This window comes from Eubacterium album (genome assembly GCF_025336545.1).
In the GTDB taxonomy this organism is placed as follows: domain Bacteria; phylum Bacillota; class Clostridia; order Lachnospirales; family Lachnospiraceae; genus Eubacterium_U; species Eubacterium_U album.
In genome coordinates this window covers 164,325-179,126 of record NZ_JAODBU010000006.1, presented here as the reverse complement: position 1 = coordinate 179,126, position 14,802 = coordinate 164,325, and the positions used below count along the sequence as shown (strand labels likewise).

The 14,802-nt window shown below is 41.6% G+C and carries 16 protein-coding genes; 7 read left to right on the top strand and 9 right to left on the bottom strand.

Translation table 11 applies throughout. The features are described from left to right. Positions 1-50: 50 nt before the first annotated feature. The gene (locus tag N5B56_RS06770) at positions 51-1,406 is read left to right on the top strand and encodes an MATE family efflux transporter (protein ID WP_005333407.1); all 1,356 of its coding nucleotides are present in this window, start codon (positions 51-53) and stop codon (positions 1,404-1,406) included. A gap of 130 nt (positions 1,407-1,536) precedes the next feature. Here the strand turns inward: N5B56_RS06770 and N5B56_RS06765 are convergent, their stop codons facing one another. Together N5B56_RS06765 and N5B56_RS06760 are read right to left on the bottom strand one after the other, a co-directional pair. After that, complete coding sequence (locus tag N5B56_RS06765) at positions 1,537-1,725, bottom strand: helix-turn-helix domain-containing protein (RefSeq protein ID WP_005333406.1); 189 nt, start codon at positions 1,723-1,725, stop codon at positions 1,537-1,539. Next, positions 1,725-2,165, bottom strand: a complete 441-nt coding sequence (locus N5B56_RS06760) for a sigma factor-like helix-turn-helix DNA-binding protein (protein ID WP_023921559.1) — start codon at positions 2,163-2,165, stop codon at positions 1,725-1,727. Before N5B56_RS06760 ends, N5B56_RS06765 begins: the two co-directional genes overlap by 1 nt. Before the next feature lie 413 nt (positions 2,166-2,578). Between N5B56_RS06760 and N5B56_RS06755 the strand changes: the two genes are divergently transcribed. Further along, positions 2,579-2,908, top strand: coding sequence for a helix-turn-helix transcriptional regulator (locus N5B56_RS06755; RefSeq protein ID WP_005333402.1), 330 nt, complete (start codon positions 2,579-2,581; stop codon positions 2,906-2,908). A gap of 150 nt (positions 2,909-3,058) precedes the next feature. Here the strand turns inward: N5B56_RS06755 and N5B56_RS06750 are convergent, their stop codons facing one another. Both N5B56_RS06750 and N5B56_RS06745 read right to left on the bottom strand, forming a co-directional pair. After that, the gene (locus tag N5B56_RS06750) at positions 3,059-3,370 is read right to left on the bottom strand and encodes a hypothetical protein (RefSeq protein WP_260978629.1); all 312 of its coding nucleotides are present in this window, start codon (positions 3,368-3,370) and stop codon (positions 3,059-3,061) included. Between the two features lie 64 nt (positions 3,371-3,434). Continuing rightward, positions 3,435-4,373 carry a ParM/StbA family protein gene (locus N5B56_RS06745; protein ID WP_260978628.1) on the bottom strand — a complete coding sequence of 313 codons (939 nt, stop codon included), beginning with the start codon at positions 4,371-4,373 and terminating at the stop codon, positions 3,435-3,437. 205 nt (positions 4,374-4,578) lie between these two features. On the opposite strand from N5B56_RS06745, the gene N5B56_RS06740 reads away from it, so the two are divergent. From N5B56_RS06740 to N5B56_RS06720, 5 genes are all read left to right on the top strand, one after another. Continuing rightward, complete coding sequence (locus N5B56_RS06740) at positions 4,579-6,153, top strand: IS1182 family transposase (RefSeq protein WP_260978627.1); 1,575 nt, start codon at positions 4,579-4,581, stop codon at positions 6,151-6,153. Positions 6,154-6,353: 200 nt separating this feature from the next. Next, positions 6,354-6,854 (top strand): hypothetical protein, encoded by a 501-nt coding sequence (locus N5B56_RS06735; RefSeq protein ID WP_020436705.1) that lies wholly within the window; start codon positions 6,354-6,356, stop codon positions 6,852-6,854. A gap of 149 nt (positions 6,855-7,003) precedes the next feature. Further along, the gene (locus tag N5B56_RS06730) at positions 7,004-7,597 is read left to right on the top strand and encodes an RNA polymerase sigma factor (RefSeq protein ID WP_020436704.1); all 594 of its coding nucleotides are present in this window, start codon (positions 7,004-7,006) and stop codon (positions 7,595-7,597) included. Then, complete coding sequence (locus tag N5B56_RS06725) at positions 7,569-8,375, top strand: hypothetical protein (RefSeq protein WP_005333388.1); 807 nt, start codon at positions 7,569-7,571, stop codon at positions 8,373-8,375. The genes N5B56_RS06730 and N5B56_RS06725 overlap by 29 nt, the downstream gene beginning before the upstream one ends. Before the next feature lie 239 nt (positions 8,376-8,614). Beyond that, the gene (locus N5B56_RS06720) at positions 8,615-8,779 is read left to right on the top strand and encodes a hypothetical protein (protein ID WP_005333386.1); all 165 of its coding nucleotides are present in this window, start codon (positions 8,615-8,617) and stop codon (positions 8,777-8,779) included. Positions 8,780-8,952: 173 nt separating this feature from the next. On the opposite strand, the gene N5B56_RS06715 is transcribed toward N5B56_RS06720, so the two are convergent. From N5B56_RS06715 to recD2, 5 genes are all read right to left on the bottom strand, one after another. Then, positions 8,953-9,369, bottom strand: coding sequence for a hypothetical protein (locus N5B56_RS06715; RefSeq protein WP_020436703.1), 417 nt, complete (start codon positions 9,367-9,369; stop codon positions 8,953-8,955). A gap of 62 nt (positions 9,370-9,431) precedes the next feature. Further along, entirely contained in the window at positions 9,432-10,214 is a 783-nt protein-coding gene (srtB, locus tag N5B56_RS06710) for a class B sortase (RefSeq protein WP_117887981.1), read from the bottom strand. A gap of 2 nt (positions 10,215-10,216) precedes the next feature. Next, positions 10,217-11,431: a CHC2 zinc finger domain-containing protein gene (locus N5B56_RS06705; protein ID WP_117887980.1), complete on the bottom strand. Its 1,215-nt coding sequence runs from the start codon at positions 11,429-11,431 to the stop codon at positions 10,217-10,219. A gap of 54 nt (positions 11,432-11,485) precedes the next feature. Beyond that, positions 11,486-12,433: a hypothetical protein gene (locus N5B56_RS06700; protein WP_260978626.1), complete on the bottom strand. Its 948-nt coding sequence runs from the start codon at positions 12,431-12,433 to the stop codon at positions 11,486-11,488. Between the two features lie 83 nt (positions 12,434-12,516). Further along, complete coding sequence (recD2, locus tag N5B56_RS06695) at positions 12,517-14,754, bottom strand: SF1B family DNA helicase RecD2 (RefSeq protein ID WP_118427047.1); 2,238 nt, start codon at positions 14,752-14,754, stop codon at positions 12,517-12,519. Positions 14,755-14,802 lie beyond the last annotated feature (48 nt).

Here is a 14,802-nt window from a genome sequence, read left to right as displayed (position 1 = left end):
ATAATTTATACTACTATAATTTATATTCTTAATTGAAAGGAGTATTTGAAATGAACAAGAATAACAACAAAATGGATTTATTAGGAAATGCACCTGTTCCCCAAGCACTAATGGCTCTTGGTATACCGATAATGATTGGTATGCTTATTAACGCTCTCTACAATTTGGTGGATGCTTATTTCATAGGAGGACTTGGCGAGAGTCAAATGGGTGCAATTTCCATTGCGTTTCCTTTAGGACAAGTAGTTGTTGGTTTAGGTCTGATGTTTGGCAATGGTGCCGCCTCCTACTTATCAAGACTTTTAGGGCGAGGAGATAGGGAAGCTGCAAGTAAAGTCGCCAGTACTGCATTATACAGCAGTGTTTGTATTGGCGCAGTTATTATTATCGGAACTGCAATTTTTTTGAAACCTATTTTAACCATGTTAGGTGCAACAGACACGATTATGCCATACGCCCTTTCTTATGGAAGAATCTATGTTATTTCATGTATTTTCAATGTATTTAATGTAACGATGAACAATATCGTTGCAAGTGAAGGCGCCGCAAAAACAACTATGTGTGCATTATTATTAGGAGCTGTATTGAATATTGGTTTAGATCCTATTTTCATCTATACTCTCGACATGGGGGTTGCTGGTGCGGCAATCGCTACAGCAATTTCTCAAATGGCTTCTACTCTTGTATATTTAATTTATGCATTACAGAAAAAAAGCGCTTTTACATTTTCCATTAAGGAATTTTGTCCTTCTAAGCAGATCATAACTGAAATTCTGAAAATCGGTATACCCACATTGACTTTCCAGCTTCTTACAAGCCTTTCTATCGCATTCATAAACCGGGAAGCTAATATCTATGGAGATGCTGTTATCGCCGGAATGGGCGCTGTTACAAGAATCACTTCAATGGGAACTCTGGTTGTGTTCGGCTTCTTAAAAGGTTTCCAACCAATTGCCGGCTTTAGCTATGGTGCCAAAAAGTTTGATCGGCTCAGGGAAGCAATTAAAACTTCTATCTTATGGTCAACAATATTTTGTGTAGTTGTGGGATTGACAATAGCCCTATTTTCCACACAGATTATTTCGCAATTTACAGAAGGCAATACAGAGATGATTTCTGTAGGTCAAAAATCGCTAATGGCAAATGGATTTTCCTTCTTCGTATTTGGATTTTACACAGTGTATTCTTCTCTGTTTCTTGCACTTGGAAAAGGCACCGCCGGATTCGTTCTTGGGGCTTGCCGACAAGGTATTTGCTTTGTTCCGATCATTCTGTTGCTCCCATCATTCTGGGGCATAAATGGAATACTATATGCACAACCGATTGCCGATGTAATTTCTGCTATTGTTACTGTGTTTATGGCTCTACATCTTCATAAAGAACTGGCAACAACAAAAGAGCATTAAAGCATCAGGCAACATAATAGATCAACACCGTCTGCCGCTTCGAACTGAGGCAATATCACCCTTCAAAAAACAATCACTCCCAGAGGATGTTACTCCCCTGAGAGTGATTGCAGCCTTTGTTTAAGATAACTTACTCAATTATCTGGAATCTCTGGATACACTGAAGCAATGTACTTACCAGTTCCTGATACAGATCTTCATCAAATCTGCCATTCACAATCGCATTCTTAATTAAAAGCGGCTTATATATCTCTAAAATCTTCAGTACCGCATCTGCATTTCCTTCTTTTGCCTTTAAAAGTAATCGTTCAAAATTCATTAGTTTTCACCTCCCATCACCTTGCGGATCTTCCGGATTGCATAATAATAAATACCCTTGCATCGCTCCTCTGATAACCCGTTTAGCCTGCTCATTTCCTCAAAAGTACGTTCTTCAAACACATGCTGGTAAATCAGCTTCCGTTCTTCATCCCGCAGCGTATGAAGCGCTTTCATCAGTCTTTCATCTGACATCTTATTCCATTCTGGATATTTCCCCTGTGCCTCCTGCAATAAAAGCTGCTCCCTCGTTTGGTTCTCCAGCAATTCTTCGATTACAATTCTTGCCTCCATCTGTCCAATATCCTCCAACAGTTCTTCTGCATCAGCCATCTGGATTTTCTTCTCCAGATAATCATGTCGTTTTCCACGGACAAACTGTATCAGATATGCTGTAAAGTGATTTTGTATCTTTGATCCTGTATATGTTTTTTTGTTCATTTGTTTTATCCTCCGAAATTTTTTATCACGTTCCAAAAAATTCCGAGGATGGCGGTGAGCGGCAACAAAACGTGACACTGCCTTCATTTTTTCGAAAAAAAGAAAGGCTGGACCACTCTATTCGTAGTCCAGCCGATACTTCTCTTTCTATGTAATTGTGTAGGATATGCGATGATAGTATCTCATATACTGCATATTCTAACTTCTCTCCGACACATTGTATGGATAAGATTTTTTTAACAGATTCAGTTCCTCTTTGGCTTTTATCTTATGCTGTCCATTCATGTCTGTCGTACTTACTTCCATGTTTCTCTATTTGTGCATGTGTTATCCTGCTTATCATAACGCACTTTAACGCATTTCGTATAGTGTTAATCTACGATAAAATATATGCATTAAGTGAGGTGATATAGATGGTGAAAAAATTATTGGGAGATGCAGTCAGGGAAGAACGTCTCCGCCGCAATCTTTCGCAAAACAGCCTTGCGGAACAGGCAAAGATTTCTTTACGGACTGTCTCTGATATTGAAAACTATATTGGCAATCCACAGTTGGAAACACTTTATGCCTTGGCAACTTACTTACATATTTCCATAGATGCTATATTTTCTAACCAGAAAACGAACCCGGATTCTACCATGCAGCAAATCATGGCAGAACTAAATTCCTGCCCGGAGGAGCAGAAACAGCTTGCCCTTTCTACACTGCGTGGACTTCTGGATGGATTCAAGAACCTAAGTTAAGGCTCTCCCGTATCCTTCATCATCTACACATTATACAAAGACAATCTGTGAGTAATCTGTGAATAGTCTGTGAGTTTTCTGTCTATTCCCATTCTGATACAAAGAACAGGAGAGTACACTGCCATAAGCATGTGTATCTCTCCTGCTTTTTTATGCCCTGCGAAATGCACTGATAGCATCCACTACATTCTGTCTCATAGTCTGATCCATCCGCAGCGGTTCTTCTTCCATCAAATCAACTTCTGTGGGCATTTCTCTATTTATCTTAGAAACGTCCTGCCCTTCCAATACCTTTCTTACTTCTTCCCGGATGATTTGCTGCATCATTGGCCGGAGCATATCCGGTTCCATGCTTATACTGCCATTACCTGTCTCATCCGTTCTTCCCGTATATGCCAGAATTGCCGCAACGATCAGTTTTGCTTTTTTCTCTGTCGTATTCAGAAGTTCTGTCACATACACGTGATCTGGATCCGACTTATCAAAACCAATAGTGAATACAAACGGATTTTTCTTTCCCATAAAATCACACTCCAGCCTGTGTCATGCGATACAAAAGATCATATCCATCGGCATTTGCTTTCATATCCCGGATAAAGGTATGTTTTCCCAACCGGTCTGCCTGCTCCAGAAATCGTTCCAGAAGCACTGCTCCGCCGCCGATAAACACCGTATAAGTAGATTTTGTATCAATGCCCCGCTCTCGGATGCTGTTCAGAAGATCGGTAACAAAATTCTGAACCATGGTTTCTACTGCCTGTACAACAGCTTCCTCATAATACTGCGTTTTTCCCTTGATGATACTGTCGATATCTGCCTCCTCCAGAAGCATGTCATATTCACTGCTAATACTGGAAATGATATCGTTATACATGGTAATCACACCTTTTTCCAGAGAATCACAATAATCCATATCCGGTCTGCCACTTCTCATCAGAAGATAATCAGAAGTAAATCCGCCAATATCAATCCCTACGACTTTCGGAATCTCACGGATTTCCATCATCCTCGTCATCATGGCTGCATAATCCTGCGGAAACGCCATTACATTCTGTATACAGAGGTGATAGACTTTATCGTTGAAGCACAGTTCCTGCACCTTCCCGTCCCCTTTGAAATAGCGTTCATATCTCTCACAAAGCTCTGCAAAATGCTTCGGCGGAAGCCCAATCGGAAGTTCCACCTGAATGACATCCTCCGGCTGGATCTGGCTTTTCTGCTCCAGCTCCATTGCAATGGCAAATAAGGTCAGAATCCAGAATCGGTTCCGGCTGTCCTGCGTCTTGTCCCTCTGGTACGGAATCCGCTTCTCACTAAGGGTATAATACTTTCCCTGATATTTCAGATACTTCTCTCCCCTGGCAGGCTTTTTATCCTGTTCCGTCAGTCCTGTGGTAAAGATAAAATGACAGGTTTTCATGTTCCGGTTCCCGTGATCCACGGCTACTCTTAATTTTTTAATCATAATGATTTCACTCCTTTGTATTTGATACTTATTCTGTACGTAGGAGGTACCTAGAGTGCAACTCTTTATAATCCATTTTCTTATTTTACCAATCAAAAAATTCAAAAAACAAAGGGACTGTGAAAAAAGAATAGTCCCCCAAAAAAGAAAGACCAAGAGTTTATAATGAACTCAAGGTCTTTCTTTCTGTTATAATTAACTTGCAATGAAAATTAATAACATAATCTATTCTAACCCAAAACAGGCAGTTTTGCCAATGCTAATTCAAGATTATTTGGACATCTGTGATCCAGTGCTGACTTTTGATAGATTTATGGGAGAAATCGAACTGGAGAAATATCTGAAAAATATTCCTCAACATGATACAGGAAGACTCAGATATGACCCGGTCAGCATGCTGAAAACAGTTTTGTTTGGATTTATGGCGAATGGCTATATATCATTGCGTGAACTGGAGGATCAGTGTAAAATCAATCTCCGCTTCATGTATCTTATGGATCATCAAGCACCTTCTTACCGTACTTTCGGTTACTTCATCAACGAAGTACTTGCTGATTCCATTGAAGAAATATTTCAAGATATAAACAAAAAAATCTTCGAGACAGAGCATGTGGATCTTCAACATCTATACATTGATGGATCCAAGTTTGAAGCAAATGCGAATAAATACTCCTGGGTATGGAAAAAAGCAACCGAAAAATCCAGATACCGTCTCTTTGGTAAGATCACTACACTCTTTGAAGAAATCAATGAGGAACTTTCATGTACAGGTATGAAACTTTGTATCAATAGTGAGTACGCACCAAAGTATCTGAAGGAAGCTGCTGAACAGTATGCAGAAGTCTGGCAGATTAATGAAGCAATGTTTGTTCATGGTAGGGGACATCGCAAAACTACACAGCAACGTCATTATGAGAAACTCAAAGAGTATGCTGCTAAGTTGGAAGAATACGTGGAAAAAATCAAAATCTGTGGAGAAGATCGCAACAGCTACTCAAAAACAGATCATTCGGCCACTTTTATGCGAATCAAGACAGACTATATGGGAAATGACCAGTTGCTTCCAGCTTATAATGTACAGGTCGGTGTTGCAGATGAATACATTGCTGTTGTTGATGTAAATCAGTATCGCTCAGATATGGATTGTTTTATTCCATTAATGAACAAGTTTTATATTACATATGGCTTCTATCCGAAGTACCCCGTAGCAGATGCCGGATATGGTTCTTACAACAATTACATCTTCTGTGAACAGCAAGGAATAGAAAAATATATGAAGTTTCCCATGTTCAAGAAAGAGACTACTAACAAGAAGTATCATGAAGATCCATTTCGTGCAGTAAATTTTCCAATCGGGGAAGACGGAATCATGCGTTGCCCAAACGGGAAAAACTTTTATCTTCAGTATCGAAAAAACGTAAAAGGGAACAAGTATGGGCGACAGGAAGAAGTGTATCAGTGTGAAGACTGCTCCGGCTGTCCATACGCAGAACAATGTAAAAAGACAGACAAAAACCGTACTGTTCGGATCAACCGCGAACTTACAGCGATGCATCAGGAAGTGATAGAAAATCTCGAAAGTATCCAGGGAGCGCTTCTAAGGATGAACAGATCCATTCAGGCAGAAGGTACCTTTGGTATCATGAAAAACGACCGGTGGTACAAAAGAATTGTCCGAAGAGGAATAAAATCTGTATTGCTTGAGGTATTTCTCGTTTCTATCGGACACAATCTTTATAAATATCACAACAAACAGAAAAAAGTTGTAGCTGCCGCATAGGAATTCATAATAGCATTCTTATGGGGTAAGGGGAACTATACCCTTTTTTATGCAATATAACTATTATTATAACCATAAGCAAAAGGACGCATGAAAAAACTCTCGTTTTTTCACACGCCCTTTTAAATAAATGCAACCGTTACAATATTTACTGTGTATCTTATTACAAAGGGAACCTTGGAAAGGAGTCGTGTACATATATGAAGGCTTATAAAAAAATAATCAGTTTTATCCTAACACTCGTTATGATGCTGTCGCTAAGTGTTAATGTTTTTGCAGCAGAGCCGCTTACAGATGACCCTAATATGATTGAATGGAAGTACACTGTGTTTGCTGACGAAAGCCTGCAGAAAGTTGTTGAAGAAGGTGTTATTCCAAATGCATATGCCCGATATACTTGGCGCGGAATCACATTGAAAAATGGCGAAGTCGCCATATTAACACCATCAAATAACAGTATGGGACTTTATTGTAATAGCGGCAGATACATAACTATAAATTACACTTTGAGCCGTTCTGCTTTTCATCGTTCAAGAGTACGCGCATACGTAGCTGGACCTTCATCAGAATTTGTGCGTGAGATTACAGCAAGTGGTTTGCGTTCAGGATTTACGACACAGGCAACAGATTACTATTACGGCATGGTAACTAATCTGTCCTCTGATGCCTTTACAATCAAATCATTTTCTATTACATTTTAATAGTGGAAAATATTTCAAGTGCTGGTGAGTACTTATCCTGATTTTAATTGAAGCTTTTTAACTTGGTTTCTCGGTTCCCTTTTTTGAAAATACACATTCCCATTATTAAACCACTGCTATAGTATTCACTGAATTTATGAGGTAGAAGCATGTTATTTAACATAGATGAGAAACAACTGATGCTCGAACTAAAAAATAAAGATGAGCGCGCTTTAAAAATATGTATGAACAAATACTACAGATATGTTGTATACATAGTCGAGAATATTATTGGAAGTGCTTTGCCATATGAAGACAAGGAGGAGGTCGTGTCTAATGTTTTTGTAGCTCTATGGAATTACAGTGCAGATTTAGATACAGATAACTACAGCACATTCAAACCCTATTTAGGAACAATCGCAAGAAACATGGCAAAAAACGCATTACGAAAAACCTCTAAGATGCATTTTGAAAATTACGAAGATGCGTTTCAGGTTGGAACGAACGAACATATTGAATACGGGCCGTTAAAAGAAGAAGTAATCAAATGCTTAAAAGAAAGCATATATGAACTATCAGTTGACGAAAGAAAATGTTTTATCTCGTACTACTATTACACTAAGACAATCGCTGTAATAGCAGAAGAAACCGGATTAAAAGAATCTACAGTAAAATCCAAACTGTTACGCGGACGTAAAAAATTAAAACTAAAAATGGAAAAGAAGGGATTTAGATATGAAGACTGTAAAATTTTCTTTGAATGAGTTAATGAGTGAAATTGATGAATCTTTTATTGAGGAAGTGTATTTTCATGATTGCAATAAAATACTGAAAAAATATTCCAAACAAAAGATACGTCAAAATGTATTTTGTAAAACAGCTTCAAAACATAAGCCTTTAAAGTTCACTTATAGAACTGCAATTATTGTAACTGTGGTTTCAGTGTTTTTGTGTATGCCTGTATATGCTGCAATCAGTCATCTGTTAACATCGGCTTTAATTGATGACAGCAATCGACATTTAATCGGGACAGAAACCAATGATAGAAGCTACATCATATTAAAAGACGGTGTATATACCAATGAAAAGGGGAAAGTTGTTGATATTGAGGAATTAGCCAAATCTTCATCAGAATTTCCTGAAAGCAGAATTGTTAAAAGCAGTCTGATGCCTAATTTCATACCATCATCAATAGTAGAGATTCCTACTGATAAATCAGATGAAATGTATATCATTCCAGAAATAATTCTAATCAACAATTCACTTTGTGTACTTACACAAGACAATGGAAAGGGATGGGAACTAACTGATAAAGATAATATAGTCATTTCGTTTGATAAATATAAATCAGACATTACAGTATCCCAAGATTTGATTATCGGTTATGTAAAAGACGGGATAATGTATGAAGGAGAAGTGTTCGATGAACTGAGTGGAAAATATAGTTTCTCACCAGATGAAAAAGGGGAATATTTTTTCTATCTGCTTAGCGGAAGTTCCGATTATCTATCTCTTAAAAGCGGTAATCTGGAGGTAAATTAAATGTTGCTTTTGCGGGACTTCAGCATACCAATTAACTTTAGTATAAGGACAGGAAGACCTCTTCCGTACAGGAATAGGTCTTCTTGCTGTCTCCGTGCATGCTTTAAAGTATAAATAGGCTTTAATCTGGATACAATTTCAACTGCATCGTTGATACACGCTGTGTTTATCTCGTTTACTGTATCATTCATAAGAATTTAATTGGTTATGTTTATTGTGATGATAGAGTAGCCTTTGTTTTGAACATCTTCCTTGAAAGATTTGTAAACGATACTGTAGATTATCATATTCATTATGTCGGCGTAGATTCTTTAGATGAAGAATGTATTGAATGCAGAAAATACTCTGATTATTGTGAACATATTTTACCTGCTTTCTGGATAGATGACGATTTTTGTGAATAATGAAACACTGGTGTTTGGTTATTCAAAATTTAAGCTGATAGATACTGGTGTTAAGTATATTAATCCGAAGCATTTTTCCGTAAAAAACTTTGTAAAGTATTGCAGATTCAATAAAGAGTGAAATTACAGTAAAATAAAAGATAGTTTTTTCGTTCCTTTGTTATGCCATTGTTCTACGCCGGAATCTTTTCTGCCATCTCCGGCAGGCACTTCTCAAATAATTCCCGATATCTTCGATACCCTTCATCCCGGAGTGGACCTTGCAGTGATGTCAGAGACCAAAGGAGAAGCTCTTCCTCTTCCACAGCATACGGAGAGGTATAGACAAATTTTTTCCCGTCAAAATGCGGTTTTGATAACTTCAGTATTTCCGTAATCTCTCCTTTTGTTTCCGCCTGCATAATCATTTCCACTTTCTTCCGATGGAACTCGCAGACGATGCTCTCCAGAAATCCCTGCTTCAGATAAAATTCCGCCCTTCTATAAAGTTTTACAAGAGCCTCCACTCTTTCATCAAATAACTTGTCCTTTTCACTGACTATCATCTGTGCCAGTGCGTTTGCATGTTCCATAACCAATGCTGTTCCCATTACATTTCCTCCCATAATAAAAGCTGGCATAAGAAATTTCTTCTCACACCAGCACGATTCTTTTATTCCTCTGTGATGATCTCACTGCTTAATTTTCCATGTACCAGATAGCGATAATTCCGTCTGGAATTGACACAGGTAGACAGCGTAACTATCCGATCCGTTGCCGACAGCTCGGTGCCGGTATCATAATCCCTATAAGAAGACACCGTATCCAGAAACGTCTGAAAATCTTCCGCTTCCGGGAAATGATACCTATATCCCTCACTTCCGGTTCTTCCCGCATAGCAGGAAAAGATACGATACTTGAGGATCTTGTCCGGCAAATAGAGATAAAACTCCGGATGTTGTTCAAATAGCTCTTTGTCTTGGTACTTATCCAGAGTTCCGAACATGCTCCCGTTTTTCATATTATGCCCGTACACGATCGTATTCTGATCCGTAAAGTCCGGCTGATTATGGCAGTCCACAAAGATGCTCCCGTTGATATTGGATTCTCCCGAAAAAAGGTGATGAAGATAATATGCATTATCTTTCCCCTGTACCACTGGATAACTGATATCCAGTGCCGGAATCTGAATCCACGCTATGACATCCGGATTAACCGCTTTTAAACCTGCAAAATCAATTTCCAGATACCTATTCTTAGGTTCCTCCTTTTCTTTCTCAGGCTCCGGTGATTCTTCTTCCTCTGGTTCCTGAACATATTCCTGCAGTTTCTCGTAACTTACGTCCCCTTTCTGATACTTCAGATAAGCACCAAAGAGTTTTCCTGCCGCTGCGAGAAAAACAAGCAACAGGCAGATAATGAGTCCTGCAAGAACCGTATTTCCTTTTTTTCTCATGATTATTCTCCTTTCGGAAGAGCCGAAGTCTGTGCCCCGGCTCCTTCCTTCTGTTTGATGGCGGCTAAATAGTCATCAATCCCCTTGTGTTTCCCGTTCCACTCCCCGCTCTCGTCCATATCCCAGACCATCCGGTTCATCGGCAGGGAAAGCTCCCGGCAGATTTCATAGACCTTATTGCAACCGTTCTGGATAATCCTCCGTTTCTCCGCCTTATGCTGGCAGATAACAGGGGAACGCTCAAAACAGACCGCACACTTACTGTCATGATGATTACAGGCTACTTTCATCTTCTTATCCATGTCATACGCCTCCAAAAGCTGTTTCATCCCATAACCTTTCATCCGTTCCAGCACTGGTTTTAAATTCCGATACTGATTCACTCCGGCAACACATACAAAGGTCGCACTGGATAGATAATGGGCGATAGTTCCTTTTAACGCCCCTTCTGTCAAATAGACTCGTTCAGCATGAAGATCACCGATGACATGTACCGGACTTCCAGAGGAAACTCCCTGGTCATAATTGACACTGGACAGCCAGATATATTTTTTCGTGTCAGTCACATGATCTACCCGGATCTGAAAACCCTGGATGAACCCGTCCAAAGAAACTATGGGAATCAGGATTCCTGAGTTTTCTGCTTTGAAGTTAATCGTCCAGTTTCCGTCTGTATCCCGGTAGAATCCCGGCACGCCTTTCACCCTATATCCTTCTTCTGCCAGCCTTTTGACCAGCTTCTTCATTCCAAACAGCGGGACACTCCGGTAACGCTGTGCTTCGATCTGTTCCGGTTTTAATCCCCGTCTTTGCAGATCCTCCTGATGCTTCCTGTTAAGCGTGAGCATGGACAGCATTCTCTGATACGTCCGATGGATTTCCTCTATGGGTGCAAGCTCTGCCGTTGCCTTTTCTTCCTGTACCGGCGTTGCTTTGATATAATCCGTCCGGTATTCTCCTTTTCCTAATGCTTCCCGGATCTGCTGATTTGCTTCGGAGAGTGTAACATTGTGCAAATCCGCATAAAGCTTCAGCATCCCCCCGGACGCATCACAGCGGTTGCACCGGAATACATTCTTTTCCACATTGATATTGAGTTTTCCATGCGTCTCTCCACAAAACGGGCAGTCATAATAGTTTCCCCGCCGCTTTCTGAGATGCAGCACCTGCACCACATCCAGTATTCCATAATCAAACCCAGACATATCATAATACATCCCGGTCTCTTCCTCCTTTCCCCCACAGAAAAAAGCTCTCTGCGGGGTTCTTCCTTAACCAGCCATCGGCATTGCTTTTTGTAAAATTACCTTTGCTGCCGCCGGAACCAGATTGTTCGGTCCGGAATATTGCTCGGCAAACCACTGGATCGTTGACGGGCTTTCAACTGCCACCTGTCCCATGGTCTTTCCGCCGTATTTTCCCTTTCCCGGAATCACAGTCCCGACTGCCATTTCATAGTTCATGTGTTTCATCAGTTCTTCTACCGGAAGGGACGTATCCAGATTCTGTAATGCTCCCTGCAGCATCTGTCCGGTCTTTGGCGGCGTAGAGGCAGCCGGAGCGGAACCGTAGCCAGGCATTTGTCCACTGCCATGGTAAATGGTGCTTCCCGCCGCCTGTGCCTGCTGATAGAACTGATTCATCATCTGCTGACCTGCATATTCCGACTGGCCTGACATCTCTCCATAATTTGGCATAGCCGCCTTTGGCATGACACCCGAATCCGACATGGCAGCATTTGCCATGGCATCTGAATCCGGCATCTGTGGATTCTGATATGGAATTCCGGCATCTACCTGTGCAGGATCATTTTCCTCTCCCACATCCGCAAACTGCACACCATATCCAGCATCCGATAATGCCCTTCCTACGGCTGCTGTTTCCGCCATTTCCAGAAATTTGTCTCCAAACTTCGGATCATCGCTCCGGAATTTCTGTGAAAAGGAATTGGCTACATAATTGTCTTCCTGATCACATTTATCCAGATAGATACGTGCTTCCACAACTGCCATATTCTCTGTGAAAGTGATAATCCGGCTGATGATCTTTCCTGCAGGATTGACCAGACGAAACCAGAGCTTCCGGTATTTCACATCCAGATAAAGCTGCTCCTCCTGCCCTTCTTCTCCAATCTTTCTTGCCAGTTCCATCGGATGGAAGCCATCCACACGGTTTAAAGCGGCAACTGCCTCTGATTTCTTATACAATAATTCTTTCATTCTCTGCTCCTTTCATTTAGAAAAGCAGACGTTCCCCTATATAAGAGTAATAGTCCGCTTATTTCAAAAATTGAAAAATATTTTTAAACAACAAGTTTTAACTGCTCCATTTCCGGTTTCTGTTCACTCTGATACTGATCGTAATACTGTACGATCCGCTCACTCAGAATGGTGTTCCTTGTCCCGCTGTCATCCGTATGGATTGCCTGACAGACTGCAGCCCATTCCCCTACCAGATAAACCTTGCTTTTCGCTCTGGTCACTCCGGTATAGAGAATATTGCGCTTCAGCATCATATAAAAGGCTTTTACCCAAGGGATGATGACAACCGGACATTCGGAACCCTGTGCCTTATGGATGGTTGTTGCGTTGGCATGTTCGAGCATTTCCATCTGGTCAGCTTCATATTGCACCTGCCGCCCGTCCGGGAATCCGATCACTGCCCTGGCATTTCCATCCTCATCCGTGATACAGTCCAGTATCTTGCCCAGATCGCCGTTACTCGCCATCTCGGTATTTTTATTCTGTAAAATCTTATCGCCAACCCGGAACACCTGACTGCCGATATGCAGTTCCTTCTTCCCTGCGATTGGCGGATTTACAAAATCCTCCAGAGATTTGTTCAATTCATCCACTCCGGCAGCACTGCGTTTCCGATACGGAGTCAGGATCTGTACCTGATCCATGCCGTTTTTTGCAATCTCGTCCAGATAAATCCTCCGGACAATCTCTGCCGCCTCATCTGCTCCTTTGCAGGCAATGAACTGAAAATCCTCCCCAAAGCTCAGATTAGTCTTATTCTCCTGCATCAGTTTTGCATTATAAGGGATGCTGCTCAAAGCGCCCTGTCGGTAAACCAGATCCAGTACCGTGACCGGAATCAGCCCGCAGGCAATCATCTGCCGGAACACATCCCCGGCTCCTACCGATGGGAGCTGGTTCTTATCCCCGACTAAAAGGACTCTGGCATGTCTGCTTACCCGCCGGAAAAATTCATAGGCAAGATGCATGTCCACCATGGACACCTCATCTACATTTAAAAATCCGGCAGACAGGTACTCAAAATCCGGTTCAAAATCCGTATCATCTCCCAAAAGCCCCAGGGCCAGATGCATCGTGGATGCATTTTCACAGCCGGTACTCTCCACCATACGTCTTGCCGCACGTCCGGTCGGAGCCATAAGCTGTACCTCTGACCTGCATAACGCCTGATGGATATAGAGAATCACCTTGAGAACCGTTGTCTTTCCGGTTCCGGGACCTCCGGTAATAATACTGATGGGATGTGCAAACACCATCCGCACTGCCTGTTTCTGTGTTTCTGACAGCGTGATCCCCAGTGTCTTCTGTGCCTTTTCCAGCTCCAGTTCAATGGACAACGGAACCGGCTTTTCCAAAAGCCGTCTCGCTATCATGGAAGCAGTCTGCGTTTCTTCTTCATACTGCCGGATAGAATAGATCCGTTCTTCCTCCACTACAATGCTTTTTTGCAGCACCAGCCGGTAAAGCACCTGACTGACATCCTGCTCCGATACTGCCATGACCTGCAGATCCCGGTTCAGCATTTCCAGTGCTTCCCTGATAACCTCCTGACGCTGCTTAAACAGATGTCCATCTTTCATTGCCTGATTCATGATATGTCCGATGCACCCGGATATCCGCATGGGATCATTGAGTGCACAGCAGCACTGTCTTCCGATCGCATCCACAGTCAGAAACCCGAAGCCTTTGACTGCACTCAGCATGTAAGGGCGGTGCCGGATAATATCCACCGATTCATTTCCGAATTTCTTCAGAATCATATTCACTTTTTTGGGTGTCACCTTAAAAGGCGCCAGAAACGTCATCAGTTCCCGGAACACCTGGTTTTTTCCATAGGACTCCACAATAGCAGAAAGCTTCTTCTCGGAAATCCCACGGATCTTTAAAAGTTCTTTCGGACTGTTTTCCATGATTTCCAACGTCTGAAGCCCAAACTTCCGGAAAATAGTATCTGCCATCTTGGGACCGATGCCTTTGACTGCACCGGAAGAAAGGTATCCTAAGATACCCTCCTTTGTCCGTGGTACAACCTCCATGAAATTTTCCACCTGATACTGGGTTCCATGCTCCCCGCTCTCCCATCTGCCTTCCATCTCAAGCTCAATCTCGTCTGTAAGCGGAAGACCGAATCCAATCGCTGAGAAGCCGATGATATTCCGGGATGCCAGATATTTGTCTCTGGCTGACAGGGGGACAGACGTATCCTGTGTGGTGAATATGGCAATCGTATACCCATTCTCCTCATTCCGGAAAATCTTATGTTTAAATCTGCACCTCATTGTTTATATCCCTCCAGCTTTTTACCCGCATCCGTTCATTTAGTTTTC